This is a genomic window from Flavobacterium sp. (assembly GCF_027484205.1).
Taxonomy (GTDB): domain Bacteria; phylum Bacteroidota; class Bacteroidia; order Flavobacteriales; family Flavobacteriaceae; genus Flavobacterium.
Genome location: NZ_JAIXUB010000015.1, coordinates 199,058 through 225,289, shown reverse-complemented (window position 1 = coordinate 225,289; position 26,232 = coordinate 199,058). Strand labels below are relative to the sequence as shown.

26 protein-coding genes are annotated in these 26,232 nt (G+C 30.8%); 19 read left to right on the top strand and 7 right to left on the bottom strand.

Translation table 11 applies throughout. The features are described 5' to 3' along the window. The first annotated feature begins 76 nt into the window (after nucleotides 1-76). The 5 genes from Q0049_RS07060 to Q0049_RS07040 are packed head-to-tail and all read left to right on the top strand — an operon-like array spanning nucleotide 77 to nucleotide 7,084. Nucleotides 77-298 (top strand): helix-turn-helix transcriptional regulator, encoded by a 222-nt coding sequence (locus Q0049_RS07060; protein ID WP_298118030.1) that lies wholly within the window; start codon nucleotides 77-79, stop codon nucleotides 296-298. Between the two features lie 2 nt (nucleotides 299-300). Beyond that, nucleotides 301-1,530: a DNA cytosine methyltransferase gene (locus Q0049_RS07055; RefSeq protein WP_298118028.1), complete on the top strand. Its 1,230-nt coding sequence runs from the start codon at nucleotides 301-303 to the stop codon at nucleotides 1,528-1,530. A 3-nt stretch (nucleotides 1,531-1,533) separates the two neighbouring features. After that, nucleotides 1,534-2,703 (top strand): restriction endonuclease PLD domain-containing protein, encoded by a 1,170-nt coding sequence (locus Q0049_RS07050; RefSeq protein ID WP_298118026.1) that lies wholly within the window; start codon nucleotides 1,534-1,536, stop codon nucleotides 2,701-2,703. 13 nt (nucleotides 2,704-2,716) lie between these two features. Next, nucleotides 2,717-4,711 (top strand): hypothetical protein, encoded by a 1,995-nt coding sequence (locus tag Q0049_RS07045; RefSeq protein ID WP_298118024.1) that lies wholly within the window; start codon nucleotides 2,717-2,719, stop codon nucleotides 4,709-4,711. 6 nt (nucleotides 4,712-4,717) lie between these two features. Then, nucleotides 4,718-7,084, top strand: coding sequence for a DUF2357 domain-containing protein (locus tag Q0049_RS07040; protein WP_298118022.1), 2,367 nt, complete (start codon nucleotides 4,718-4,720; stop codon nucleotides 7,082-7,084). Nucleotide 7,085: 1 nt separating this feature from the next. Here the strand turns inward: Q0049_RS07040 and Q0049_RS07035 are convergent, their stop codons facing one another. Next, entirely contained in the window at nucleotides 7,086-7,679 is a 594-nt protein-coding gene (locus Q0049_RS07035) for a 2OG-Fe(II) oxygenase (RefSeq protein ID WP_298118020.1), read from the bottom strand. 298 nt (nucleotides 7,680-7,977) lie between these two features. Between Q0049_RS07035 and Q0049_RS07030 the strand changes: the two genes are divergently transcribed. Together Q0049_RS07030 and Q0049_RS07025 are read left to right on the top strand one after the other, a co-directional pair. Then, the gene (locus Q0049_RS07030) at nucleotides 7,978-9,309 is read left to right on the top strand and encodes an ammonium transporter (protein WP_298118018.1); all 1,332 of its coding nucleotides are present in this window, start codon (nucleotides 7,978-7,980) and stop codon (nucleotides 9,307-9,309) included. Between the two features lie 227 nt (nucleotides 9,310-9,536). Continuing rightward, entirely contained in the window at nucleotides 9,537-10,019 is a 483-nt protein-coding gene (locus Q0049_RS07025; RefSeq protein WP_298118016.1) for a nuclear transport factor 2 family protein, read from the top strand. Nucleotides 10,020-10,404: 385 nt separating this feature from the next. Here Q0049_RS07025 and Q0049_RS07020 read toward each other — a convergent pair whose 3' ends face one another. Together Q0049_RS07020 and Q0049_RS07015 are read right to left on the bottom strand one after the other, a co-directional pair. After that, nucleotides 10,405-10,683 (bottom strand): GIY-YIG nuclease family protein, encoded by a 279-nt coding sequence (locus Q0049_RS07020; RefSeq protein ID WP_367178969.1) that lies wholly within the window; start codon nucleotides 10,681-10,683, stop codon nucleotides 10,405-10,407. Between the two features lie 180 nt (nucleotides 10,684-10,863). Continuing rightward, entirely contained in the window at nucleotides 10,864-11,805 is a 942-nt protein-coding gene (locus tag Q0049_RS07015) for an L-threonine 3-dehydrogenase (RefSeq protein WP_298118014.1), read from the bottom strand. A gap of 147 nt (nucleotides 11,806-11,952) precedes the next feature. Between Q0049_RS07015 and Q0049_RS07010 the strand changes: the two genes are divergently transcribed. Genes Q0049_RS07010 through Q0049_RS06995 form a run of 4 tightly spaced genes read left to right on the top strand, consistent with a single transcriptional unit; the run spans nucleotide 11,953 to nucleotide 16,476 of the window. Then, nucleotides 11,953-12,549: a hypothetical protein gene (locus tag Q0049_RS07010; RefSeq protein WP_298118012.1), complete on the top strand. Its 597-nt coding sequence runs from the start codon at nucleotides 11,953-11,955 to the stop codon at nucleotides 12,547-12,549. 2 nt (nucleotides 12,550-12,551) lie between these two features. Further along, entirely contained in the window at nucleotides 12,552-15,908 is a 3,357-nt protein-coding gene (gene mfd, locus Q0049_RS07005) for a transcription-repair coupling factor (protein WP_298118010.1), read from the top strand. A 36-nt stretch (nucleotides 15,909-15,944) separates the two neighbouring features. Continuing rightward, the gene (locus tag Q0049_RS07000; RefSeq protein ID WP_298118008.1) at nucleotides 15,945-16,178 is read left to right on the top strand and encodes a hypothetical protein; all 234 of its coding nucleotides are present in this window, start codon (nucleotides 15,945-15,947) and stop codon (nucleotides 16,176-16,178) included. Continuing rightward, nucleotides 16,168-16,476: a type II toxin-antitoxin system RelE/ParE family toxin gene (locus Q0049_RS06995; RefSeq protein WP_298118006.1), complete on the top strand. Its 309-nt coding sequence runs from the start codon at nucleotides 16,168-16,170 to the stop codon at nucleotides 16,474-16,476. Before Q0049_RS07000 ends, Q0049_RS06995 begins: the two co-directional genes overlap by 11 nt. On the opposite strand, the gene Q0049_RS06990 is transcribed toward Q0049_RS06995, so the two are convergent. Continuing rightward, nucleotides 16,473-16,832 (bottom strand): YraN family protein, encoded by a 360-nt coding sequence (locus Q0049_RS06990; protein ID WP_298118004.1) that lies wholly within the window; start codon nucleotides 16,830-16,832, stop codon nucleotides 16,473-16,475. The genes Q0049_RS06995 and Q0049_RS06990 overlap by 4 nt on opposite strands. A 74-nt stretch (nucleotides 16,833-16,906) precedes the next feature. After that, nucleotides 16,907-17,866 carry an LD-carboxypeptidase gene (locus tag Q0049_RS06985; RefSeq protein WP_298118002.1) on the bottom strand — a complete coding sequence of 320 codons (960 nt, stop codon included), beginning with the start codon at nucleotides 17,864-17,866 and terminating at the stop codon, nucleotides 16,907-16,909. A gap of 90 nt (nucleotides 17,867-17,956) precedes the next feature. Here Q0049_RS06985 and metG point away from each other — a divergent pair, with 90 nt between their 5' ends. The 7 genes from metG to Q0049_RS06950 all read left to right on the top strand — a co-directional run bounded on the left by metG (nucleotide 17,957) and on the right by Q0049_RS06950 (nucleotide 24,673). Continuing rightward, on the top strand, nucleotides 17,957-20,023 hold the full coding sequence (gene metG, locus Q0049_RS06980; RefSeq protein WP_298118000.1) for a methionine--tRNA ligase: 2,067 nt from the start codon (nucleotides 17,957-17,959) through the stop codon (nucleotides 20,021-20,023). A gap of 45 nt (nucleotides 20,024-20,068) precedes the next feature. After that, on the top strand, nucleotides 20,069-21,496 hold the full coding sequence (locus Q0049_RS06975; protein ID WP_298117998.1) for a hypothetical protein: 1,428 nt from the start codon (nucleotides 20,069-20,071) through the stop codon (nucleotides 21,494-21,496). 2 nt (nucleotides 21,497-21,498) lie between these two features. Further along, entirely contained in the window at nucleotides 21,499-22,188 is a 690-nt protein-coding gene (locus tag Q0049_RS06970; RefSeq protein WP_298117997.1) for an HAD family hydrolase, read from the top strand. A 66-nt stretch (nucleotides 22,189-22,254) separates the two neighbouring features. Further along, the gene (locus Q0049_RS06965; RefSeq protein ID WP_298117995.1) at nucleotides 22,255-22,878 is read left to right on the top strand and encodes a chloramphenicol acetyltransferase; all 624 of its coding nucleotides are present in this window, start codon (nucleotides 22,255-22,257) and stop codon (nucleotides 22,876-22,878) included. Between the two features lie 3 nt (nucleotides 22,879-22,881). Continuing rightward, on the top strand, nucleotides 22,882-23,784 hold the full coding sequence (locus tag Q0049_RS06960; protein WP_298117992.1) for a histone deacetylase: 903 nt from the start codon (nucleotides 22,882-22,884) through the stop codon (nucleotides 23,782-23,784). A gap of 123 nt (nucleotides 23,785-23,907) precedes the next feature. Continuing rightward, complete coding sequence (locus tag Q0049_RS06955; protein WP_298117990.1) at nucleotides 23,908-24,426, top strand: ferritin; 519 nt, start codon at nucleotides 23,908-23,910, stop codon at nucleotides 24,424-24,426. 67 nt (nucleotides 24,427-24,493) lie between these two features. After that, nucleotides 24,494-24,673 (top strand): hypothetical protein, encoded by a 180-nt coding sequence (locus Q0049_RS06950; RefSeq protein WP_298117988.1) that lies wholly within the window; start codon nucleotides 24,494-24,496, stop codon nucleotides 24,671-24,673. On the opposite strand, the gene Q0049_RS06945 is transcribed toward Q0049_RS06950, so the two are convergent. Beyond that, on the bottom strand, nucleotides 24,670-25,113 hold the full coding sequence (locus Q0049_RS06945; RefSeq protein ID WP_298117986.1) for a hypothetical protein: 444 nt from the start codon (nucleotides 25,111-25,113) through the stop codon (nucleotides 24,670-24,672). The genes Q0049_RS06950 and Q0049_RS06945 overlap by 4 nt on opposite strands. 192 nt (nucleotides 25,114-25,305) lie before the next feature. Further along, nucleotides 25,306-25,638, bottom strand: a complete 333-nt coding sequence (locus tag Q0049_RS06940; protein ID WP_298117984.1) for a single-stranded DNA-binding protein — start codon at nucleotides 25,636-25,638, stop codon at nucleotides 25,306-25,308. Between the two features lie 210 nt (nucleotides 25,639-25,848). On the opposite strand from Q0049_RS06940, the gene Q0049_RS06935 reads away from it, so the two are divergent. Further along, a complete protein-coding gene (locus Q0049_RS06935) occupies nucleotides 25,849-26,193 on the top strand; it encodes a hypothetical protein (RefSeq protein ID WP_298117981.1) in 345 nt (114 codons plus the stop codon). The last annotated feature ends 39 nt before the right edge of the window (nucleotides 26,194-26,232 follow it).

Below are 26,232 nucleotides of genomic sequence, written 5' to 3'. Positions count from 1 at the left end.
ATTGTTAACAACTAACATTACATTGCTTACAATTGTAGGCAGGTCAATTGTAGGCGCAAAACTAATTTTATAAACTATGAATATTAAAGAAAAATTTGGGTTAAAAGTCAAATCTCAAAGAGAAGAAAAAGGAATTTCTATTGAGCATTTGGCTAATATATCTAACGTTGACAGAAACTATATTTCAGATATAGAAAAAGGAAAACGAAATGTTTCAATTGAAATAATTGAAAAAATAATAACCGCACTTGAAACTGATTTTGCAACTTTTTTTAACGATAAAGGATTTAAGAAATGAAAATGAAAGAAAAAATATCTATTGAAGAATTCGATGGCAAAGAATTTAAAATCCGTTTTGTAGAAGAAGATGATAACAGAAAAGCTGTGTTAACTCATTACTTACACAATTATAGAAATGGAGTAAAATCTCATTTTGAAAAAGAAGCTACAGAATATTTAAATCAGATTGTTGAATACAAAAATCAAGAAGAAAATCTATCTTTAGTTTCAGATGTTGCATTACAACAATTACTTTTTGAGGTTGAAAATGTTCCATTCCCAACTCCTGAAAATTATACTTTTAAATTTATTGATTTGTTTGCTGGAATTGGTGGTTTTAGAATCGCAATGCAAAATGTTGGAGGTAAATGTATTTATACAAGTGAATGGGATACAAATGCAAAAATAACTTATAAAGCAAATTTTGGCGAAGTCCCATTTGGAGATATAACTAAAGACTATACAAAAAATTATATCCCTGATAATTTTGACATATTGTGTGCTGGATTCCCATGCCAAGCCTTTTCAATTGCCGGTTATCAAAAAGGATTTCACGACACAAGAGGAACATTATTTTTTGATTTAGAAAAAGTAATAGAAACCAAAAGACCAAAAGTTGTTTTCTTAGAAAATGTAAAAAATTTAGTTTCTCATGATAAAGGAAATACATTCAAAATTATTCTTGAAATATTAGAACAAAAACTAGGATATAAAGCTTACACCAAAATTTTGAATTCAGCTACTCATGCAAATGTTCCTCAAAATAGAGAGAGAATTTTTATTGTGGCATTTGACACAAAACAAGTAGCAAATCATGCTAATTTTAAATTTCCTGAACCAATTCCTTTAACTAAAACAATACATGATATTTTAGAAAAAGGAAAACAATCTGATAATCTTTATTATAAAAAAGATCATCAATATTATCCTGAATTAAAAAAAACAATGACTTCAAAGGATACAATTTATCAATGGAGAAGAGTTTATGTAAGAGAAAACAAAAGCAATGTGTGTCCAACTTTAACTGCTAATATGGGAACTGGAGGTCATAATGTGCCTTTAGTTTTAGACGATTTCGGTATTAGAAAATTAACACCAAAAGAGTGTTTCGGTTTTCAAGGTTATCCAATAGATAAATATATTTTACCAAATATTGCCAATAGTAAATTATACATGCAAGCAGGTAATTCAGTAACAACAACTTTAATTGAAAGAATTGCACAAGAAATAATTAAAGTCATAAATTATTAATATATGTTCTTAGAAAATCAACCAAAAGACAATATAAATGAATATTTTAATTTGCTCAAAATAGTTGGTGGTATTTCAAATCTTTTTTCTGACAGTGATGTGCCATATTTATATTACAGAGCAGCTGAAAATATCTTTTGCAAAGCTTTTAGTGCTAACAATTTATCTAGAGGAGATAGTTCCGCTGATGCTTCAAAAAACTCAACAGGTATTGGACTCAAAACATTTTTAAATTACAATGGAAAATCATTGCAAAAAGTTGCAGAATTCAACAAAGACAGAATTGATTATTATGAACTTGTTAAAAAACCTGAGGAGTTTATCAACTATATTTCATATTTAAGAAATAAAAGGCTAGAATCAACAAAAGTTATTCATTCTCTTGATAACTTAGTCTATCACTGTGTAACAAGAGAAACAGATAGATTTTTGATATTTGAAGAGAAAATGGATTTAATAAATTTGGAGGGTATTTGTGATGTCAAATTAAAGGCAAATTCTATTTCCTTCAATGATAAATTAAATGAATATAATTTCAATTTAAGTAAAAGTACACTATTTAAGAGATTCAACACAGCTAATGTTACTGAATTGAAAGTAAATATTTTAAAGGATCCGTATGAAATCTTAAAAAACATATTTGAAAATCACAAACTTGATTTTAATGAAAAAAATAATGATTATCAATATGTAATATTACCATTATTCTCAACACGATATGATGATGTCGCTGAAGGAAGTGGGTTAAATCAATGGAATAGCAAAGGGAGAAAACGAGATGTTAATGAAGTATATATCCCTGTTCCAGCTCAAATTCATAGATTTTTTCCTGATTTTTTTCCTCCAAATGAAGAAGGCATTTATTTTAATCTTCACTTACCAAATGGTAAAATTTTAGTTTCTAGTATGTGTCAAGATTCTTATATGACTTTAAACGATAAAAAAATCAACAAGGGTAAAGGTTTAATGAGCAATCCAAATAAAGAGTTAGGGGAATGGATTTTAAGAGATATTCTAGGAATTTCTGTTGGAACATTAGTTACTTACGAAATGCTAATAGAAGCTGGAATTGACTCAGTTGAAGTGAGAAAAATAGACAATGAAAATTACGAAATTGATTTCAAAAAAATTAATTCCTATTATGATTTTATTGAACAGTTAGAAATAGACTAAAAAAACAAAAAACATGAATTATTTCTCAATAAGAACAAACGACCAAAAGACAATTGGAAAAATTTTAAAGAAAGAAGAATTAGTTGTTTTTGATACTCTTTCTTGGCATAAAAATGAAATATCAATTGGTGATATTGTTTTCATTGTTATAAGTGGTGATAGTTCAAAAAAAATTCATGATTACGAAAATGGATTAAGAGCAATTGGAAAAGTTATCCATTTACCAAAAGATGAACAAGACAAAAAACATTTTACATTAGATGTTGAGATTTTTGAATTTCTCCCTAATACATTAACAAAAGATGATTTTTATGTATATCCATCTTTGAAAGATGCACCCAATATTGGGCCAGACACAAAGTCAGCACCTAATCAGGCATTTAGAAAAATTGAAAATGCTACCGGAAAGTCAATCATTAGAGCAATCATTGATTTAACTAATATAATAAATTCTGAGTATGAAAATTTACTGAATGGTAATTATACTATTGAAAAACTAAATTTATTAAAAGATAGTGAAGACAAACCAAATAGTCAAAAGAAAACACTAATAGATTTTATCGAATGGTACGATAAACCTGAAAATTTTAAAAAATCGTATGAAGGTTTGGTTAGCTATGAAATATTAAATTTTTGGGATGAGAATTTTTTTAATGGAAAAATATTTAACATAGATAAAAACAATTTTCATGAAAATTATTTAAAAATAGAAAATGCTATTTTAGATAGAAGAAATGAAAAATGGTTTAAATACAGTTCAGCAACAAGTAAGGGCGCACCAGAAGCCATAATGGGTAAGAATAATTATTTAAAATTTTTAAAAAATAATTACAGTAATAATTTACCCTTGGAATTTAATGATGATCTTTTAAATTTTAAAGAATTCAATTATATGACATTCTTTGAACTTAATAAAGATGCTAATTTAAATTTTAAACCTGAACTAATTTTACGGTTACTCGCTTCTTTAACGTCAAAACCCTTTGTAATCCTAAGTGGTTTATCAGGTTCGGGGAAAACTAAAATCGCTCAAAGCTTTGTACAATGGATTTGCGAAAATGAAGAACAATTTAAAATTATTCCTGTTGGAGCAGATTGGACAAATCGTGAACCATTAGTAGGTTATCCTAACGGATTAGTTGCAGAAGAATACATCACTCCAGATAGTGGTGTAATTCATTTACTAATTGAAGCCATTAAAGAAGAGAATGAAAACAAACCTTTCTTTTTAATTCTAGACGAAATGAACTTGAGTCATGTAGAGCGTTATTTTGCAGACTTTTTGAGTATCATGGAATCTAATGACACAATAAAATTATATACTGGTAAAAAAAGAAAGAGTTTAGATGGTTTAGAAATTGATTTAGAAATAGGTTGGCCTAAAAATGTGTTTATTATCGGTACAGTTAACATAGACGAAACAACATACATGTTCAGTCCAAAAGTATTAGACAGAGCTAACGTAATCGAATTCAGAATTACAGAAGAAGAAATAAAAGGCTTTTTAGCAAGTCCAGGTATTCCAGATTTAAATAAACTGAAAAGACAAGGAATTGCAATGGCTAAAAGTTTTTTATCAATCGCCGAAAAAGTAGACATAGAGAAAAATGAAGCACTAACAAATGAATTGGTTTATTTCTTTAACGAGTTAAAGAAAGTAGGTGCCGAGTTCGGTTACCGTTCTGCTACTGAGATAATGCAACTTGTTGCAAAATTGCAAATTATAGAACCTGCAATTACCGATAGTGATTGTTTAGATATTGCGATTATGCAAAAGTTGTTGCCAAAATTGCATGGTTCTAGAAGTAAGCTAGTAAAAATTTTAATTACTTTGTCTGGTTTATGTGTGGAAGGAATAACTAAAGAAGTGTTTGAAAAACAGTTTGATGATCTTTACAAAAACAACTTTGATGGTATTACTAAAAAATACCCTATTTCATTCGAGAAGCTAATCAGAATGTATAAAAATGTATTGGCTAATGGCTTTACTAGTTATGCTGAAGCGTAAAGAAATATGCTAGAAACCAAACAACATATTCAAATACCATTAACATTCTTCAACGAGACTGACTTTTTAGAAATCTATCCAGAGAACAAAGCGAGAATTTTTGAAATTACAGAAGACGAAGCAAATGAATATGGAGAAAGTACCTTTCAAATTTTGGAAGGTAACAACTATGAATATGCCTTTACCAATAAAAAATACCGCTTAAATTGTAGTATTGATGGTGTAGTTTCACAATCAAAGCGTGAGGCATCACTAGGAAGAATTGTGCCAAATATCTATGTAGGGACACTTACATTATTTGTTACCGATATTACACAAGAAGGCAAAGAATTTACAATTACTATTGAAGTTCTAGCAACAAAGTTTGATATAGAACTTGATAAAAGTTACCGCGAAAACTATCGTTTTATGTTAAAAGACATAACTGATAAGTGTACCGAACTTTTAATGCAAATCAATTCACCGATAGAACAAAATTTTGAAACAGACTTTTCAAGAGACAACGAAACGATTTACCAAAGATTTAGTTTTATTAATGCTATCATTCAAAACAAAGATTTTGAAGAAGCAGTATTAAAAATTATAGCTTCTCCTAAAACCAATTGGGATACGGAGGAAGAAGAGTTAGACATCCTTAGAATAAAAAGATTCAACAATGCTGCTACTAAGCAAATAACATCGGGTTCAAATAGAATCCCTTTACAAGCATCACATCCCTTATATAAATCAGGTATTAAATCAATACCTAATAAAATAAATAGTTTCAGAAAAATTGAACACACAGATACACCTGAAAATCGATTTATAAAATATGCCTTAGAAGTTTTTTTAAGATTTGCAGAAGATTGTCAACAGTACTTCAAAAATAAAGGATATACAAGACCGTCTATTGAAGCAACCAATTTGGTTACAAAACTAGATAGCTATTTAAGCCAATCTTTCTTTAAAGATATATCCAGACCAACGTCATTAAAATTAAACAGCCCAGTTTTACAAAGAAAAAGTGGTTATCGTGAAATTTTAAGTACATGGTTACAATTTGATTTAGCTGCTAAATTAGTTTGGAAGGGCGGCGATGATGTTTATAAAGCTGGTAAAAGAGATATTGCTACTTTATACGAATATTGGTTGTTTTTCACATTGTATGATCTATTCAAGTCTAAATTCAAAATTAAAGATATAGAGCACGATGAACAATCTTACAATCATTTAATAGAACCTACCAAAGACGGTTTGAATGTAATGGTAAAACAAGGAAAGCACACTGCTTTGTACGGAGATTTTATTACAGAAAACAGAGAATTAAAAATAAAATTCTCATACAATCGTTCCTTTAAAGGTGGCACAAAATATACTGACGAGCAAGCCGGTAGTTATACAACTACTTTAAGACCAGATTATACATTATCAGTTTGGCCAGCAATGTTAAAAGAAAAAGATGCTGAAAAACAAGAGCTTATTGTACATATTCATTTCGATGCAAAATATAAAGTAACCCAATTCCAAATTCAAACTTCTATTGATAATGATTTAATAGAACAAGAGGAAAATAATGAGCGGAAAGGAATTTACAAAAACGCAGATTTGTTAAAGATGCACGCTTATAAAGATGCAATTAGAAGATCGGGAGGTGCTTATGTTTTATATCCAGGTACAGAAAAAAAAGAAATCAGAGGTTTTCACGAAATCATTCCTGGTTTAGGTGCTTTTTCAATAAATCCAACTGGACGAAACAATGACATATCCGAATTATCTAAATTTATTGATTTAGTTATTGACCACTTGTTAGACAGAGCATCACAAAGAGAAAATGTAAGTCATAAAGCCCATCAAATTTACCAAATTGATAAAGAAGACAATAATATTCTTCATGAGCCAATTCCAGAATATTTAAGTGGTATAAAATTGATCCCTGACGACACTTTTGTAATAGTAGGTTACGCAACAACTCCTGACAGATTTAAATGGTATGAGGAAAATAAAAAATACATTTTCCGAATGGATGAAGAAATTGGTTCACTAGAGTTCTCCAATGAAGTCGTTAACGCAAAATATTTGTTACTAAGAAAAAGTGGAGAACCCAATGCCTCTGATTTGTATGAAATAAAGAGCAAAGGTCCAAAAGTATTTTCTGCCAATCATTTAGATGAACTAAAATATCCACCATCAAAGAAACCAAAGGATTATTATCTCGCTATTGATATTCAGAAAGTAACAGCTCAAGAATTTGATAATGTAAGTTGGAATTTTAAAGAATTAGAAGAATACAAAAAGATACAAGAAATTATAAAGAATCCTTATTCAAAAATCGGTATGCCTTTTACTGTTTCACTAAGTAATTTAATGAGAAATAAAGTAAAAGTTTTAAAATAACCTAACCTCTCTTCAACCAACCCGTAACACTGAACCTTCTTTCATTGGTAACTAAAACTTCGTGTTGAAGTTCGTCGCTTTTAAAGAAAACCGTTTTTCCTTGCATCGGTGCAATGGCTTGGTTTTTGGGTTTTTGGTGTATAAAAAGTTCGCCACCATCTTTTGTATTCCAATGTGGGTTTAGGTAACTCACCATCGAAAATTGACGTTTGTTGTCGTCTTCAAATTGGTCTAAATGCGCTCGGTAAAAACTACCAATTTCATACAACGAGTAATGAAACTCATAGCTTTTTATGTTAGTAAAACACGTTTCGTTTAGGTACACAATAAACGCTTCTATCTTTTCTAGAAATTCCGTTTCGTGGCAGTTGTTGTGGGCTTTGTCCAACCAATAAATTTTGTCATTTCTTATCAAATCGTCAAAAACCATAATTCCGTCGTTGCCAACGCCAGCTGTAATCATCTTTTGGTCATCGTTCAAAGCAAGCATATTGGCTTTTAAATGATAACACAAATCATCACTCAAAAAATGGTCGGCAATTCCCACTTTATGTTCCATATAACTCGCAATCAAGATTTCAAAATTCGCATCCATACTACATTCCCAACACTTGATTAGACAAGATAGTGTAAGGTAACGCTTTAAAAACTGGTAAAGTCGTTATTTAACGTTTAGTACAAGAAATAATTCAACACTCATAACTCAAAAAATTACCACATCATTAAAATAACCCAATATAATTTTAATAATTTCAAAAAAATTAAAGTTTGTCCTCATATTTAATAAAAATTAATTTTTAGCCCTACTTTTTTATTCAAAATAACTTTAAAATAGCACTATTTTTATAATTTTACCCTATTATTTTTAGGGTATGTTGTTTAAATAAATAAAAATGGGTTTAGAAAAACGTTGGATATCGGCTTTTGTAATTATCGCTGTAGTAGCAATAACAGGTTTGTTTTGGCAACACCAACTACCAACTTCTCAATTCAATGAAGCCAACACCATTAACTACGCTGATGTAGCTTGGTTGCTTACAGCGTCGTGCTTGGTTTTACTAATGACACCAGGATTATCTTTTTTCTATGGCGGAATGGTAGGCAAGAAAAATGTAATTTCAACCATGCTCAAAAGTTTTATTTGCCTTGGCGTGGTGAGTTTGCTTTGGGTTACTGTAGGTTTTAGTTTGTCTTTTGGAAGTCCAATAGGCATCAACCTCAACGGAACTTATTATGGAATCATCGGAAATCCACTAGAATTTGCATTTTTTGATCAAGTAGAACTTTTGCCTCACAAAGCATTAGGTTCAAGTATTCCATTCATTCTTTTTGCCCTTTTCCAAATGAAATTTGCTGTGATTACGCCTGCAATCATAACCGGCGCTTTAGCCGAGCGTATTCGCTTTATCTCTTTCCTCTTATTTATTTGTTTGTTTACAGTTTGTATTTACGCTCCGTTATGCCACATGATTTGGCATCCTCACGGCCTATTAGGTAGTTATTTCGGCGTAAAGGATTTCGCTGGAGGTACAGTGGTGCACATGAGCGCAGGTTTCGCAGCATTAGCAGGAGTCATTGTTTTAGGCAAAAGAAAAAACAGCGAACACATTCCAACCAACATTCCTTTTGTACTTCTTGGAACTGGATTGCTTTGGTTTGGTTGGTTTGGTTTTAATGCAGGTTCAGCGCTTGCAGCAAATGCAACAGCAGCAATGGCTTTTGCAACAACAACAATCGCCTCAGCATCAGCTATGATGACGTGGGTGTTTTTTGATAGACTAAACGGAAGAAAAGTTTCCGCACTTGGAGCTTGTATTGGAGCAGTTGTTGGTTTAGTTGTCATCACGCCATCAGCAGGATTTATTACCATTCCACAAAGTATTTTCTTCGGATTCATTGGAGCAATCGTTTCCAATAAAATGGTCAATTGGAAAAAGCTAAAGCAAATAGACGACACACTAGACGTTTTCGCTTGTCACGGCGTAGGCGGAATTATGGGAATGATTTTAACCGCAATCTTCGCCCAAGGAGAAAATGCCAGTTTACTTCATGGTGGTTGGGGTGTTTTTGCTCACCACATGATGGCATTGGTTTTAGTTTCGGTATTTACTTTTGGTGGTGCGTATTTACTATTCAAAGTAACCAACAAAATCATCCCAATAAGAGTAACGGAAGAATCAGAAGATTTAGGTTTAGACTTATCCCAACACGGCGAGAAGTTTTAACTCCAAATTAAAAAGACTGCAACAAAAACTTTACAAAAACTCAAACCACTTCGACAAGCTCAGCGTGACAATCCGTAATAAATTGATTTTTGTTGAAAAAATAAAGTTCTACTTTGCAAAATAGCCAATTTCAATATGCAATGTCAGTCTGAGCCTGTCAAAGACCTTTATTTAAACTTTTGTGCCTTTTGTGTTTAAAAATTCCTATTTTTATCAAAACAAACTCCATGAAAAAAATACTCCTTTTTCTAATTCTCAGTACACAATTTTCTGTAGCTCAAGACAAGCAAACCATAAACACATTACTAGACAATTGGCACAAAGCAGCGGCGGAAGCCAACTTTGAAAACTATTTCAGCGTACTTCACGATGATTCCATCTACATTGGAACTGATGCTACAGAAAATTGGACCAAACCACAATTCATTGCTTTTGCAAAACCTTACTTTGACAAAGGAAAAGCATGGAGTTTTACTGCATTAGAACGAAATATTTACTTTTCTAAAGATGGAAAAACAGCTTGGTTTGATGAACTACTAAATACCCAAATGAAAATTTGTAGAGGTTCAGGCGTTTTAATAAAAGTTAAAAAAGAATGGAAAATAAAACATTACGTTCTTTCAATGACCATTCCAAATGACAACACGAACGAAGTAGTAAAAACAAAAGCACCTATAGAAGATGCTTTGATTGATAAGTTGAAAAAGTAGTAGGTACCACTTCGACAAGCTCAGTGTGACAATTCGTAATCAATTGATTTTACTGAAAAGATAAAGTTATATTTAGCAAAAGAGCCAATTTCAATATGCAATGTCAGTCTGTCCCGAAACGTCTAGAGTTTGAAGATATCTTTTTAAACTCAAATCACTTCGACAAGTTTAGTATAACAATACACATAATCAATTGTATTTTGAATATTAATCGTTGCTTTTTTACTAAATCCAATTCAAAAACCAATTGTCAGTCTAAGCTTGTCGAAGACCTCTTTTTAAACTCAAACCACTTCAACAAGCTCAATGTGACAATTCGTAATCAATTGAGTTCTGTATAAAAATAAACATCCATTTAAAAAAAGCCAATCAAAAAAACCTACTGTCAGTCTGAGCCTGTCGAAGACCCATTTCCAAATTGGGTGTAATTTTTAGAATACAAAACAAGTTTATCCCAATCTTGACTTATCAAAGCTTCTTTTTTCCTTCTACTCCAACCCTTTATTTGTTTTTCTATTGCAATAGCATTTAAAACATCATTAAAAGTTTCAAACCACATTAGTTCAATTGGTCGTTTATTAAATGTGTAGCAATCTTTATTCTTTCCTGAATGATGTTCGCCTAATCTTCTTTCTAAATCATTAGTAAAACCTGCATAATAAATTTAAGAATATAAACAAAGTATGTTTTCATTAAATTAATTTATTAGAATAGCACTTCGACAGGCTCAGTGTGACAATTCGTAATCAATTGAGTTCTGTATAAAAATAAACATCCATTTAAAAATAGCCAATCGAAAAAACCTACTGTCAGTCTGAGCCTGTCGAAGACCTTTTCTAAAACCTTACTTCCTTAAATTCTCTAACATCACTTCCGTCATGGAATCCATTTCATATTGATGTTTCCAACCCCAATCTGCTCTAGCAGAAGAATCATCAATCGATGCAGGCCAACTATCAGCAATCTTCTGACGAAAATCTGGTTTGTATGAAATAGTGAAATTTGGAATATGTTTTTTAATTTCAGTAGCAATTTCCTCTGGCGTAAAACTAATTCCCGATAAATTATATGACGAACGAATTTTAACATCTTCCGATTTAGCTTGCATAATTTCAACTGTGGCACGAATGGCATCGTCCATATACATCATTGGCAATTTAGTATCTTCTGAAAGGAAACATTCAAAACTACCTTTTTCTAATGCTTTGTGATAAATATCTACAGCATAATCTGTAGTTCCGCCACCAGGTTCAGTAGTCCAACTAATTAATCCAGGATAACGAATACTTCTAACATCAACGCCATATTGATGGTGGTAATATTCACACCAGCGTTCGCCAGTTTGTTTAGAAATTCCATACACTGTTGTGGGTTCCATTATCGTAAACTGAGGTGTATTTTCTCTTGGAGTTGTTGGTCCAAAAACCGCTATACTTGAAGGCCAAAATATCTTTTTTATTTTTCCGGCTTTCGCCAAATTCAATACGTGAAATAAAGAATTCATGTTCAAATCCCATGCAAAAGCAGGATTTTTTTCGGCTGTAGCAGAAAGTAATGCCGCCATTAAATAAACATCTGTAATTTGATATTGTTCGATTAAATGCTCAATTTGATTGTAATCTAAAGCATTGACAACTTCAAAAATTCCGTTGTTTACAATATCATTATTTAATTTTCGAATATCCGAAGCAATAACATTATCATTTCCGTAAATACTTCTTAATTTAGTGGTTAACTCAGTGCCTATTTGTCCGCAAGCACCGATAATTAAAATTTTAGTAGTCATAGTTTGTTTGTTTGTAAAACAAAGATAACGATTTCAAATTAGGATTTTATACAAAGTAATTTTCAAGTTCTAACATTTATAAAACCTTTCACATATTGTCTGAAACAAAATAGTACTTTTGTATTTTTGCAATCAAATGTAATTTCAATGATGAAAATAAAAATAGTTTTCCTTTCACTTATCTCATTTTTAGTATTTTCTTGTCAAGATGATTCAGCGCAACGCAAAATAGAACAAGAAAAACAAGCTAAGAAAAACGAAGCTATTTTCGATAACATCAATCGTGGTTGGATTTTTGAATTAACTCCATTAGAACCTGCAACGCAATCAAGAATAAACAATTGGAACGAATGGCGAAATTTCATTAGTGAAATCAATCAAAAACCAAAAAGTACCATTGGTGCCTTTCAAAAAAAGGCAAAAACATTAGCTGATAAAGCAGTAGCTTTAAACAATAATATTCCAACTGAGTTTAATTTACCTCAAACTAAAGCTCGTATTGGTGTTATTGTAACCAAAATAAAATCTATGAATTTATTCATCAATTTGAATCAAATTCAAGATAAAAAAGTAGTAAAACTTATAGGTGAAATCAATATGGAAATTGATTATCTACAATTACAATTAGAAGAAATTGTTGTTCGAAGTCAAATTCCAAGAGAAGAAGGTGAACCTGATATTATCCAAATGAAAGATTCATCAAGAGCTGTTCCTTCCACAAATATTGATCCTGATTTAGAATAATTTTGAGTAAAAATAACGTCATTTCTGTCTATCAAAAGTCGGCAAAAGTCCAACTTTTAGCTGCTTCATTAGAGCAACGTGACTCCAAAATAAACGCAAAAGGTTTGTTGGGCTCGGCATTGTCATTTGTAATTCAATCTACTTTTGAAAAAGCAGAATTGCCATTCTTATTGTTGTTTAACGATAAAGAAGAAGCTGCTTATTATCTTAACGATTTAGAGCAACTCATCAACGATCAAGATGTGTTGTTTTATCCAGGTTCGTACCGTCGTCCTTATCAAATAGACGAAACCGACAACGCCAATATTCTACTTAGAGCTGAAGTTTTAAACCGAATCAATTCGCGAAAAAAACCAGCTATAATTGTTTCTTATGCTGAAGCCATTTTTGAAAAAGTAGTTACCAAAAAAGACCTTGACAAAAACACGTTAAAAATTTCGGTAAACGATAAAATTGCTATTGATTTCATCAACGAAGTACTGTTTGAATACAATTTCAAAAGAGTAGATTTTGTTACAGAACCAGGTGAATTCTCTGTTCGTGGTGGAATTGTCGATGTTTTTTCTTTTTCAAATGATAATCCGTATCGAATAGAGTTTTTTGGAAACGAAGTAGATTCTATAAGAAGTTTTGATGTTGAAACACAATTATCTATTGAAAAACTCAAGAAAATCTCTATCATTCCTAATGTTGAAAACAAATTCTTCGAAGAAAACAGAGAAAGTTTTTTAGAGTACATCGACCAAAAAACAGTACTTTTTATTCAAAACACCGATTTGCTTTGCAATCAATTAGACAAACTTTTTGCAAAAGCAACCGAAGTATTTAGCAAATTAGACGCAACCATAAAACATCTTGAGCCTAAAGATTTATTCCTTAATCAAGAACAATTTTTAAAGAAAGCCTTAAACTTTTCTGTAGTAGAATTGAGCAATGTGCCAACTTATAAAATTGATAAAACGATTGAATTTCATATTCAACCTCAACCCTCTTTCAATAAGCAATTTGATTTATTGATGAACAACTTGGCAGAAAATCACTTCAACGGAATTAAAAATTATTTGTTTTGTTCCAATGAAAATCAAGCCAATCGTTTTCATGATATTTTTGAAGATATTGATGAAGAAAACCATGAAAGCGTTCGTAAACAATATAAAACTGTCGTTTTCCCATTATTTCAAGGATTTATCGATGAAGAAAACCAAATAGCTTGTTACACCGATCATCAAATATTTGAACGTTACCATAAATTCAATATTAAAAACGGTTATTCTAAAAAGCAAACCATTACTCTAAAAGAGCTTACTTCTTTGACGGTAGGCGATTATGTAACTCACATCGATCACGGAATTGGAAAGTTTGGTGGATTGCAAAAAATTCAGGTAGAAGGCAAAACGCAAGAAGCTATAAAATTAGTTTACGCTGATAATGATATTGTTTACGTAAGCATTCATTCGTTGCATAAAATTTCTAAATACAACGGGAAAGACGGCGCACCTCCAAAGATTTACAAACTTGGAAGTGGTGCTTGGAAAGCTTTAAAACAAAAAACAAAAGCACGTGTAAAACATATTGCTTTCAACTTAATTCAGCTTTATGCAAAGCGAAGATTGGAAAAAGGATTTGCTTGCGCACCAGATAGTTATTTACAAAAAGAGTTGGAAAGTTCCTTCATTTATGAAGATACACCCGACCAAATTACAGCAACTCAAGATGTAAAAGCCGATATGGAAACCGACAGACCAATGGATCGATTAGTCTGTGGTGATGTTGGTTTTGGTAAAACAGAAGTTGCCATTCGAGCTGCATTTAAAGCGGTCGATAATGGAAAACAAGTAGCTGTTTTAGTTCCAACTACAATTTTGGCTTACCAACATTATCGTACTTTTTCTGAACGATTAAAAGACATGCCGGTTTCTGTAAATTACTTAAATCGTTTTAGAACTGCAAAAGAAAGAACCGAAACCATTAAAAATCTTGGCGAAGGAAGAGTTGACATCATCATTGGAACACATCAATTGGTAAACAAAGATGTAAAATTCAAAGATTTAGGTTTGTTGATTATTGACGAAGAACAAAAATTTGGTGTAAACGTAAAAGACAAACTCAAAACAATTTCGGCTAATGTGGATACGCTTACTTTGACAGCAACTCCAATTCCGAGAACGTTGCAGTTTTCATTAATGGCTGCTCGTGATTTATCGGTTATTACAACACCTCCACCAAATAGATATCCTATTGAAACGCATGTGGTTCGTTTTCATGAAGAGTTAATTCGCGATGCAATTTCCTATGAAATTCAAAGAAACGGACAAGTATTCTTTATCAATAACAGAATTGAAAACATTAAAGAAGTTGCCGGAATGATTCAACGATTAGTTCCCGATGCGCGAGTTGGAATTGGTCATGGTCAAATGGACGGTAAAAAATTAGAAGAATTAATGTTGGCTTTCATGAATGGCGAATTTGATGTTTTAGTAGCTACAACCATCATTGAAAGTGGTTTGGATGTACCCAATGCAAATACGATTTTTATAAATAATGCGAATAATTTTGGTCTATCCGATTTGCATCAAATGCGTGGTCGTGTGGGAAGAAGTAATAAAAAAGCGTTTTGTTATTTTATCACGCCACCATATTCTGCCATGACCGATGATGCTAGAAAACGAATTCATGCTTTAGAACAATTTTCAGAATTAGGAAGTGGGTTTAACATTGCCATGAAAGATTTAGAAATTCGTGGTGCAGGAGATTTATTGGGCGGAGAACAAAGTGGTTTCATTAATGACATTGGATTTGATACCTATCAAAAAATCATGAACGAAGCCATTGAAGAGTTGAAAGAAAACGAATTCAAAGATTTATATCCAACAGAAAACGATATCGAAACTAAAGAATACGTCAAAGATTTACAAATCGACACCGATTTCGAATTGCTTTTCCCGGATGAATACATCAATAACATTACCGAACGTTTAAATCTATACAACGAATTGAGTTTGATTAAAAACGAAGAAGCATTAGAAGTATTCGAACAGAAATTAATTGACCGATTTGGAGCTTTACCAAAAGAAGCAAATGCCTTACTGAACAGCATCCGAATAAAATGGAAAGCAACTGCTATCGGAATCGAGAAATTAGTAATGAAACAAGGAAAAATGGTTGGCTATTTTGTGGGCGATCAGCAAAGTGATTTCTACCAATCGAATCGTTTTATGAAAATGGTTCAATTTGTTCAAATGAACAGCAACCTTTGCAAAATGAAAGAAAAAGAAACCAAAAACGGCTTACGTTTATTGTTGACTTTTGATAATGTAAAGAGTATTAATAAGGCTTTGGAATTGATGAATAGGATTTAAATAAAAATTTATATATTTGCCTATAACTTTCGAAAAATGAGCATTCAAACAGAAAAATCGATACTTTTTGATTTACTTCAAAACATTAATGACATTGCGCTTTTAAAAAAAGTGAAGTCATTTGTTTTGACAGAAATTGAACCATTAAATTTAACTCAAAACCAAAAAAATGAGTTAAAGAAAAGATTGGAAAATCACAATCAAAAAAATGATTCTAATAGTGATGCTTTTGAATTTTTAGATAATCTAAAGTCTAAATATGAGTTATAAAAAACTCATTATTAAATCAACAGCAGCAATTGAAATTGAAGAAATAATTGCACATTATTTTGAAATTAATAAAACCATTGCAAAGAAATTTGAAAAAGATATTAGAAATTGTTTCTTGAAAATTTCTAAAAATCCTGAAAGTTTTCAATTTAGATATAAAACAATCCGAGTAATTTGGTTATCAAAATTTCCTTATGGAATTTATTATTTATTTGACACTGATGAAGTATACATTCTATCATTTTGGAGTTCTAAAGAAGATATTCCAACTAAGATTAAGAAGTTGTTTTTAGTCTAAAAATAATAAAAGGCTTCTTCAATGTGTTCAATATTATAGACTTCTTTTTCTTTATAAATTGCTACAATATCAAACCTAATTTCCAAATCTAAATCATTGGAAATAATATATTCATTAGCGGCTTTTACAAGAAATTGAATTTTATTTGGTTTTACAAAATCTTGAGGCAAACCAAAATCAATTGACGAACGCGTTTTTACTTCAACAATAGCAAGAATATTTTCTTTTTGAGCAATAATATCGATTTCTGCTTTTTGAAAAACCCAATTGGTTTCCAAAATTTCGTAGCCGTTTTTTTGGAGATATTCCACAGCTAATTTTTCACCAATTTTTCCGAGTTCGTTGTGTTCTGCCATTCTTTAAATTGTTAGATTATTAGACTATTGGATTTTAATATAACTTTCTAAAAAGTCTAATTAATCAAAGAAATCTATTCAAAAACCACTTTACTTTCTAAATCGTTTACTTCTATAGAAACTTGTTTTCCAAAAATTAACGCACGATTATCAGCCATGTGTCCAGCAGGAAAATTATAAATTACTGGAATATTGTAGTTTTTAGTTACATCATCAATAATTTCTAAAGCGTCTTTTCCCCAAGGAATTTCATTGTCTTTCATTTTTGTCATTCCGCCAACAATAATTCCTTTTAGACTTTCTAAGCAACCATTACGTTTAAGATTTATCATCATTCTATCAATATGATATAAATATTCATCTAAATCTTCTATAAATAGAATTTTATCTGAGCAATCAATTGCCGATGGTGAACCAAATAAACTGTATAAAATTGATAAATTTCCGCCAACTAATTCACCTTTCGCAGTTCCAAGTCGGTTCATGTTTTCGCATGGAACAGTATATTCTAAATGCTCGCCAAATAAAGATTTACGCAAACTTTCTTTTGCTTCTTCACTAGCTTTTGAACTTACAGGCATAATTCCATGAATAGACGCATAACCCAAGGTGTTCAAATGACTGTGTAAAACGGTAACATCACTAAAACCAACAATCCATTTTGGCGATTGTTTGAACTTAGTAAAATCTAATAAATCAATCATTCGCACCGTTCCATAACCGCCACGAACACACCAAATAGCTTTAATATTTGGATTGTCAAGTTGTGTCTGAAAATCTGCAGCTCGTTGCTCATCAGTTCCTGCTAATTGGTTATGGTCTAATCCTATTGTTGAACCAATAACCACTTCTAAACCCCAGTTTTTTAACCAAGAAATTGCAGGTTGTAAGTTGTCTTCAATATTTTTTCTTGCAGTTGCTACAATGGCAACGGTATCGCCTTTTTTTAAATTAGGTGGAAATATCATCTTTTTTTGAGCTTGAAGGTTTATCGAGAAAATAAAAATTAGAATATAGAATGTAAATTTCTTCATTTTTGTTTTTAAAACGGAACTACAAATATATAAATTAAGTTGAATTGAAATCTATTGCTTATTTTTGCACTATATATACCGAATTTTATCATGTTAGAAAATCCAAAAAGATATACTATAACGGCAGCATTGCCTTATACAAACGGACCAATTCACATCGGTCATTTAGCAGGAGTTTATGTTCCATCAGATATTTATGCTCGCTATTTAAGATTGCAAGGAAAAGATGTTGCGTTTATTTGCGGGAGCGATGAACATGGCGTTGCTATTTCTATGAAAGCTAAAAAAGAAGGCATTACACCGCAACAAGTCATCGATAAATATGATGGAATTATTCGTCAATCGTTTCTTGATTTCGGAATTTCATTTGACAATTATTCAAGAACTTCGTCTAAAATTCATCACGATACAGCTTCAGAATTTTTTAGAAAATTGTATGATAACGGTGATTTCATTGAAGAAGTAACTGAACAATTGTACGATGCAAAAGCAGATCAGTTTCTAGCCGATAGATTTGTAATGGGAACTTGTCCAAAGTGTGGCAACGAAGAAGCGTATGGCGACCAATGTGAAAAATGTGGTTCTACTTTAAATGCAACCGATTTAATCAATCCAAAATCGACTATAACTGGTGAAACTCCTATTTTAAAATCGACTAAACACTGGTTTTTACCTTTAGATAGATACGACGATTTCTTAAAAGAATGGATTTTAGTTGGTCACGCTAAAGATTGGAAAACCAATGTCCTTGGGCAAGTAAAATCATGGCTCGATGACGGATTAAAACCTCGTGCAGTTACACGTGATTTAGATTGGGGAATTGACGTTCCAGTTGAAGGCGCAGAAGGGAAAAAATTATACGTTTGGTTTGACGCACCAATTGGTTACATCTCGTCAACTAAAGAATGGGCAGCAAGAGAAGGAAAAGATTGGGAACCGTATTGGAAAGATGCTGATACTAAATTAGTTCACTTCATTGGGAAAGACAATATTGTGTTCCATTGCATTATTTTTCCTGCGATGTTAAAAGCTGAAGGAAGTTTTATTTTGCCAGACAATGTTCCAGCAAATGAATTTTTGAATTTGGAAGGCAACAAACTTTCGACTTCAAAAAATTGGGCAGTTTGGTTGCACGAATATTTATTAGATTTTCCAGATAAGCAAGATTCGTTACGTTATGCATTGACTTCAAATGCTCCAGAAACTAAAGACAACGACTTTACTTGGAAAGATTTTCAGGCGAGAAATAATAATGAATTGGCTTCTATTTTAGGAAATTTCATCAATCGTGTGGTTGTTTTAACGAACAAATATTACGACGGAATTGTTCCTTCTCCAAATGATTTTACAGAAGTTGACGAACAAACTTTAGCCGAATTAAAAGCGTATCCTGCGGTGATTTCATCGTCAATTGAACGATTTAGATTTAGAGAAGCACAAGGCGAATTGATGAATGTAGCGCGTTTAGGAAATAAATATTTAGCCGATGAAGAACCATGGAAAATGGTTAAAGAAAACCCAGAACGAGTAAAAACTCAAATGTATATTGCCTTGCAAATTGCAGCTGCTTTGAGAATTTTATCAGAACCTTTCCTGCCATTTACAGCATGTAAATTATCTGGAATTTTAAAAACAGATTTGAATTTGAGTTGGAAGGATGTTTCTGAAAAAAGTGATTTAATTCCTGCTGGACATCTGATTGGACAAGCCGAAATTTTATTTGCTCAAATAGAAGATGCCGAAATTCAAAAACAAATAGACAAACTAGAAGCTACAAAAGTGGCTAATGCTTCGACAAGCTCAGCACAAGCAATAGCGGTTCAAAAAGAAACATCAACATTTGAAGATTTTTCAAAATTAGATTTACGAGTTGGAACTATTTTAGAAGCCGAAAAAATGCCTAAAGCTAACAAGCTTTTAGTATTGAAAGTTGACACTGGAATTGATGTAAGAACTATAGTTTCAGGAATTGCAGAACATTTTTCTCCAGAAGAAGTAATTGGAAAACGTGTTACTGTTTTAGTAAACTTAGCACCAAGAGCATTGCGTGGCGTTGAAAGTCAAGGAATGATTTTGATGACAAATAATGCAGAAGGTAAATTGGTTTTTGTAAATCCGGATGCTGACGGAGTTGAAAATGGTGCATTGATTTCTTAAAAAATAAATTTACATAACAAGCCATATAAACGATTAAATAAAACTATGAAAAAACTACTTCTTGCCTTATTTGTTACTTCTGTCTCATTTTCTCAAGAACTTATAAAAGAATTCAATTTTAAATTACCAAAAAACTCAGACGTTTTTCAAGTAGTTGAAGAAGATAAAAAACAAATTTCTTTATTTTTTAGTGATAAGAATTATGCACGCACACTACGATTTGATGATAACTTTAATTTAATAGATTCATTAAAAGCGCAGCGACCATCAAAACTTTATTATGATATTATTGGCTATAGTATTTCTGGCAATAAATATTATTCTTATTGGTCTAATCTTAATAGTAAAGAAATTGCTTCGCAATGTTTTGATTTTGATTCAAAAAGCACAAACATAAAATCATATAGATTAGAATTTGAGAAAGAAAAACCAATTAAAAAAATCACTATAAATAATGTTTTTTACTTAATAACTGTAGTAAAAAATACCAGTATTTTAAATGTTTATGTTTTTAATGATGGTCAAATGGAAAAGAAATCCATTGATTTATCAGATAAAACTTTTCTTGATTATGAAAGTAAAAAAACTAATTTGTGGGAAATTGTAAACGAATATACTTCATTTGAACCAGCTTTGACAATTCAAAATATTGTAAACGAAACACCTCCATCATTGACATTTAGTGCCAATAAAAGAAAAGCATATACAAAAGACAATAATCTAATTCTAACTTTTGATAACAATCAAAACTTTACACAATTATTAAATATTAATTTATCAAACTTTTCATGCTTTCAAAAATTATATAATCAACCATTTATGGTGCAAAGTGAGTTTAGCTCGTTTGATTCTAATTCGTTTTTATTGAATAATAAAATTATTCAAATGAAAATTAATTCTAGTAAAATGGCAATGACAATAAAAGATTTAGAAGGTAATGAACTAAAAAACTTTGAAATAATTACTGACCAAGAAATTGATTTTAAAAACTCTGAAATCATTCAAGAGAATGGAAAAATTAGTAATACAAGAATTTTAGAAAAATCAAGTCAATTACTAAGAAAAATCTATAATCTGAATCCATCAATTGCATGTTTTGAAAATGATAATAATATTTACATGACTATTGGTGGTGTTTCTACACTTCAAAATAATAGTGCTGCAATGTATGGTGGAATGATTGGTGGTTTAACCGGTGCTTTGATTGGCGCTGCAATTTCTTCTAATTATTCTGTTAATAATTTAAACTCTTATACAAACAGAAAAGTAGTTTACATCAATTGTTTATTTGATAACAATTTCAATCACATTAAAGGTACAATTAAAAAATTAGCTTTTGACGAATTACGATCTTTCGCTGAAGAGAAAAGTAATTTAACTAGTCAAACTGTTTTCCGTTTTAATTCAAACTTATATTTTGGTGGTTTTAATCATAAAAACAGTAACTATTCATTTTATAAATTCCAAAATTAAGAATGAACCCAAAAATAATCGCTTTCGATGCCGACGATACTTTGTGGCATAACGAACCTTACTTTGATGAAGCGCAAGCAAAATTCTGTGAACTTTTTACCGATTATGCTTCTAATCAAGAGATTTTGCAATTGATATTAAGTCATCAAGTAAAAAATCTTCCGCTATATGGCTTCGGAATTAAAGCGTTTGTTTTGTCAATGATAGAATCGGCTTTGGAATTGACCAATCACCAAATATCAGGTAACGGAATAGAAAAAATCATCAAAATTGGAAAAGATTTATTGCAAAAACCTGTAGAACTTTTGCCCGAAGTAGAAGATGTTTTAAAGCAGTTAAAGGAAAAATACAAACTTGTTGTTGCGACTAAAGGCGATTTAAAAGACCAACATAGAAAATTACACGATTCAGGAATTGGTCATTATTTTCACCATATTGAAGTAATGAGCGACAAGAAAGAATTGGATTATGAAAAAATGTTAGCTCGTTTAGAAACAAAACCTGAAGATTTTATCATGATTGGAAACTCTTTAAAATCAGATGTTTTACCAGTTTTAAATATTGGTGGACATGGCTATCATATTGCATATCATACTACTTGGGAATATGAAAAAATTGATTTTGAAATTCAACACGAGAACTTCAAATCATTAGAAAAAATCACTGATGTTTTACCAATTCTTTTGAAATAAATTTCTAATTCGTGTAATTTCATTACTTTGAATTCGTGTTAATTTGTACAATTCGTGTCGACTAAAATGAAACAAAAACTCAACCTAGAAACCTGGAATCGTAAAGAACATTTTCTGTTTTTCAAACAAATGGAAGAACCTTTTTTTGGTGTTACAATTTCTGTTGATTGTACTAAAGCTTATGAAAAAGCTAAAGAACTTGGAGTTTCATTTTTTACTTATTATTTGCATAAAACGTTAGTTGCAGTTAATCAATGTGAACCTTTTCGTTACAGAATAATTGACGAAGAAGTTTACATTTTTAATCAAATTGATGTTTCATCAACCATTTTAAGAGAAGACAAAACGTTTGGATTTTCTCAAATTGAATATGCCGAAAACTTAATGCAGTTTGCTGAAAACACAAAAAAAGAAATAGCCAGAATTCAATCTACAACAGGACTTTTTACAAGAGAATATTCTGAAAATTTGATTCATTTTTCGGCTTTGCCTTGGATAAACTTTACTTCCTTTTCTCATGCAAGAAGTTTCACTTGGCCAGACAGTTGCCCGAAAATATCTTTTGGAAAAATGATTGATGAGAACAACAAAAAAACAATGTCAATGTCTGTTCACGTGCATCACGGATTAATGGACGGATATCATGTTGGAGTATTTTTAGATTTATTTCAAAATTTAATGAATCAATAAATAATGATTCCAGTAGCGTACCATCCTATTTATAAGCATCCTTTGCCTGATGGTCATCGTTTTCCAATGCAAAAATATGAACTGTTACCGCAACAACTACTTTATGAAGGTACTTTAGAAGATTCTGATTTCTTTGAACCTGATATCATAGATTTATCTTTTGTAAAAAGAATTCATACTGAAAATTATTTAAACGATTTACTTCAATTAACGCTTGATGCAAAAGCTGCACGTAAAATTGGTTTCCCATTGTCTGCTGAACTTGTAGAACGTGAATTAAGAATTGCAAATGGAACACTTTTAGGTTGCATAAAAGCCATTGAAAATAATATCTCTTTTAATATTGCAGGCGGAACACATCACGCTTTTACAGATCATGGTGAAGCATTTTGCTTATTGAATGATCAAGCAATCGCAGCACAATACTTATTAGACAGTAAATTAGCATCCAAAATAATACTATTAGATTTAGACGTACATCAAGGGAATGGAACTGCAGAAATTTTTAAAAACAACTCAAATGTGATTACAGTTTCTGTTCATGGTAAAACCAATTATCCATTTAAAAAAGAAATTTCCGATTTAGATATTGCCTTAGATGATGGAGCAAATGATTCAACTTTTCTTTCAATCATTACTGTTTTAATTCCACAATTAATAGAACAACATAAACCCGATTTCATATTTTATTTAGCTGGTGTTGATATTTTAGAATCAGATAAATTAGGTAAATTATCTTGTTCAATAGAAGGTTGTAAGAAAAGAGATGAAATCGTTTTTGAAAACTGTAAAAAATATTCCATTCCTGTTCAAGTGAGTATGGGAGGAGGTTATTCTCCAAATATTAAAACAATTATTGATGCTCATGCTAATACATTTAGAGTGGCAAAAAACATTTTTTTATAACATATCTGATTTCCAAATTTTAGTCATTTACATTTAATTAGATTAATTTTAAAAAATAATTTTAACGTTCTTACAAGAATTGTTATTTGTATAAATGTTTAACTTTACCAAAAACAAGAGATTATGTTATCAAAAAATATTGAAACCGCACTTAATAATCAAATAAGAATCGAAGCAGAATCTTCACAAACTTATTTATCAATGGCTTGTTGGGCAGAAATTCAAGGACTTGAAGGTGTTGCTCAATTTATGTACAATCAATCTGATGAAGAACGTCAACACATGTTGAAGTTGATAAAATACGTTAACGAACGTGGTGGACATGCAATTGTAACCGACTTAAAAGCTCCAAAAACGAGTTTTGGCAACTTTAAAGAAATGTTTGAAGAATTATATAAACATGAACTTTTTGTTTCAGATTCTATCAATAAGTTAGTTCACATTACTTTTGAAGAAAAAGATTATGCCACACACAATTTCTTACAATGGTATGTTGCTGAACAAATTGAAGAAGAAGCTCAAGCCAAAACAATATTAGATAAAATAAGTTTAATTGGTGATGACAAAGGCGGATTATATTTATTTGACAGAGATATTCAAATTCTTTCAGTAACAAGTGCTGCTGCAACAAATACTAAATAATTCTTATTTTTATTTAGAACTTATAAAAATAACACTACTTTTGTAGTGTTATTTTATATTTATAGCCTTGAGCAAAGAAGAAAAACATAAAGACAAAAAACAAAAAAAGAAAGACTTAATTAAAAAATTAAAAGTCTCAAGCAACTGCAAATCTTCTTGTTGTGAAAAATACATGAAGAGTGAAAAAAAGCGTTGCAAAAAATGTCCTATGTTTGATTTGATTAAAAAAATCAAAGAAGTTGCTTAGTTGATATAAGTCCAATTCACTCCATCACTTATCACTGTAACTGTTCGTAAATTTCCCTCATACATGAATATACTTGAACTTCCTGTAGTAGAATTTTTAGGAAAAAATAGTCCAGAAGCTGTTGTTAATTGAGCTGTAATAGAATTATTGATGTTTCTTATAAAATAAATTCTTCCGGGAAATGATACTGGATTTGGTAATTGAAATTTGTCATCTGTTGCCGTTGGACTTATTGAGATGTAAACACCATCATTAATCAAAACTGCACTTCCACTGGTTCCTGAACCATTTCCTGTAAGATTTACAACTTTAACTGATAAATTTCCATTAATATCCAATGTACTCAAAGGTGTTGCAGTGTTAACTCCAACTTGAGAAAATCCGCTTTGATAAAAGCAGCCAAACACCATTAAAAAAAGTACTTGTTTAATGTTAAACATCTTTTTAGAGTTAATTATTTATTGAATACCTAATAAAGATATTAAAAAAATTAACTGTTGCTAATTTAATCTTTCTCGAAAACGTTTTCGTGTTAAAAACTTCATCCTTTTCGTAGCATTGTTTCTACATAAATGTTAAAAGCGACAGAATTTTTACTTCTATCGCTTAAACTAAAGTTTTATTAATTTAGACTACTTACCTATCAGTAATAATTCGTTTGCAACAACTTCAGTAATGTAACGTTTGTTTCCGTCTTTATCATCGTAACTTCTGTGTGTCAATTTTCCTTCGATAGCAATTTCTTTTCCTTTTATTACATATTTCTCGATGATTTCAGCCGTTTTTCCCCAAGCGGTAATTCTATGCCATTCGGTTTGTTCTACTTTATCTCCGTTTTCTTTGTAATACACTTCGTTTGTTGCAATAGTTAAATTAGCAAGTTTTTTTCCTCCTTCAAGTGTTTTGATTTCAGGTTCGTTTCCTACGTGTCCAATTAATTGTACTTTGTTTCTTAATGTGTTCATGGCGTTTAAATTTAAATTGTTATTATTATGTGTGTATATTTATCAGTTAAAAGAAATCCGTTTCTCATTTCCGACGATGCAAAGTTGTGGTGGATTGCCAACTTTATTCGGTTGCTTACCATTTAAAATCGATTGTAAATATTTGTAAACGTTTGTAAACGGAAATTTTTTATTATATTTGACTGATTTTAAAAGAATTAATTTCACACAATGAGTGACAATAAAATAATTAGAAAAAATCCACTTTTTGAGTTTTATGTTGAAGATAAGCATCTTGTAATTACTAATAAGGATTATATTAAAGATAATTGTGTGATAAATTTAAACTCCATTTCACATTTGGAATTGATAAGAGGTTCATCTTTTTTTAATAAAATTATTGAATTTATTATTGGTTTTTGGCAAGAATTAGAATCCGATATTTTGAGAATACATTTAAAAAATGGTCACAAAGATATTCTTCTAACTAATTGTAATATTAGAAAAACAGAATCAATAATTTCCGAAATAAATCTTTTAATTCTTGAACTAGAAAAAAATACAGAACCAATCTAGCCCTGATTGAAGTGGCATCTCGTCTTTTGGGACGAGATA

Excerpts from the sequence above, each read along its gene's own strand:
- Q0049_RS06940 (WP_298117984.1), bottom strand. The coding sequence starts at position 25,638 with ATGAACACATTAAGAAACAAAGTACAATTAATTGGACACGTAGGAAAC.
- Q0049_RS06970 (WP_298117997.1), top strand. The coding sequence starts at position 21,499 with ATGAACCCAAAAATAATCGCTTTCGATGCCGACGATACTTTGTGGCAT.
- Q0049_RS07060 (WP_298118030.1), top strand. The coding sequence starts at position 77 with ATGAATATTAAAGAAAAATTTGGGTTAAAAGTCAAATCTCAAAGAGAA.
- Q0049_RS06960 (WP_298117992.1), top strand. The coding sequence starts at position 22,882 with ATGATTCCAGTAGCGTACCATCCTATTTATAAGCATCCTTTGCCTGAT.
- Q0049_RS06990 (WP_298118004.1), bottom strand. The coding sequence starts at position 16,832 with ATGGCAGAACACAACGAACTCGGAAAAATTGGTGAAAAATTAGCTGTG.
- Q0049_RS07000 (WP_298118008.1), top strand. The coding sequence starts at position 15,945 with ATGAGCATTCAAACAGAAAAATCGATACTTTTTGATTTACTTCAAAAC.
- Q0049_RS06935 (WP_298117981.1), top strand. The coding sequence starts at position 25,849 with ATGAGTGACAATAAAATAATTAGAAAAAATCCACTTTTTGAGTTTTAT.
- Q0049_RS06995 (WP_298118006.1), top strand. The coding sequence starts at position 16,168 with ATGAGTTATAAAAAACTCATTATTAAATCAACAGCAGCAATTGAAATT.
- Q0049_RS07015 (WP_298118014.1), bottom strand. The coding sequence starts at position 11,805 with ATGACTACTAAAATTTTAATTATCGGTGCTTGCGGACAAATAGGCACT.
- Q0049_RS06945 (WP_298117986.1), bottom strand. The coding sequence starts at position 25,113 with ATGTTTAACATTAAACAAGTACTTTTTTTAATGGTGTTTGGCTGCTTT.
- Q0049_RS07040 (WP_298118022.1), top strand. The coding sequence starts at position 4,718 with ATGCTAGAAACCAAACAACATATTCAAATACCATTAACATTCTTCAAC.
- Q0049_RS07025 (WP_298118016.1), top strand. The coding sequence starts at position 9,537 with ATGAAAAAAATACTCCTTTTTCTAATTCTCAGTACACAATTTTCTGTA.
- Q0049_RS06965 (WP_298117995.1), top strand. The coding sequence starts at position 22,255 with ATGAAACAAAAACTCAACCTAGAAACCTGGAATCGTAAAGAACATTTT.
- Q0049_RS07045 (WP_298118024.1), top strand. The coding sequence starts at position 2,717 with ATGAATTATTTCTCAATAAGAACAAACGACCAAAAGACAATTGGAAAA.
- Q0049_RS07050 (WP_298118026.1), top strand. The coding sequence starts at position 1,534 with ATGTTCTTAGAAAATCAACCAAAAGACAATATAAATGAATATTTTAAT.
- Q0049_RS06985 (WP_298118002.1), bottom strand. The coding sequence starts at position 17,866 with ATGAAGAAATTTACATTCTATATTCTAATTTTTATTTTCTCGATAAAC.
- Q0049_RS06975 (WP_298117998.1), top strand. The coding sequence starts at position 20,069 with ATGAAAAAACTACTTCTTGCCTTATTTGTTACTTCTGTCTCATTTTCT.
- Q0049_RS07035 (WP_298118020.1), bottom strand. The coding sequence starts at position 7,679 with ATGGATGCGAATTTTGAAATCTTGATTGCGAGTTATATGGAACATAAA.
- Q0049_RS07055 (WP_298118028.1), top strand. The coding sequence starts at position 301 with ATGAAAGAAAAAATATCTATTGAAGAATTCGATGGCAAAGAATTTAAA.
- Q0049_RS07030 (WP_298118018.1), top strand. The coding sequence starts at position 7,978 with ATGGGTTTAGAAAAACGTTGGATATCGGCTTTTGTAATTATCGCTGTA.
- metG (WP_298118000.1), top strand. The coding sequence starts at position 17,957 with ATGTTAGAAAATCCAAAAAGATATACTATAACGGCAGCATTGCCTTAT.
- Q0049_RS06955 (WP_298117990.1), top strand. The coding sequence starts at position 23,908 with ATGTTATCAAAAAATATTGAAACCGCACTTAATAATCAAATAAGAATC.
- Q0049_RS07010 (WP_298118012.1), top strand. The coding sequence starts at position 11,953 with ATGATGAAAATAAAAATAGTTTTCCTTTCACTTATCTCATTTTTAGTA.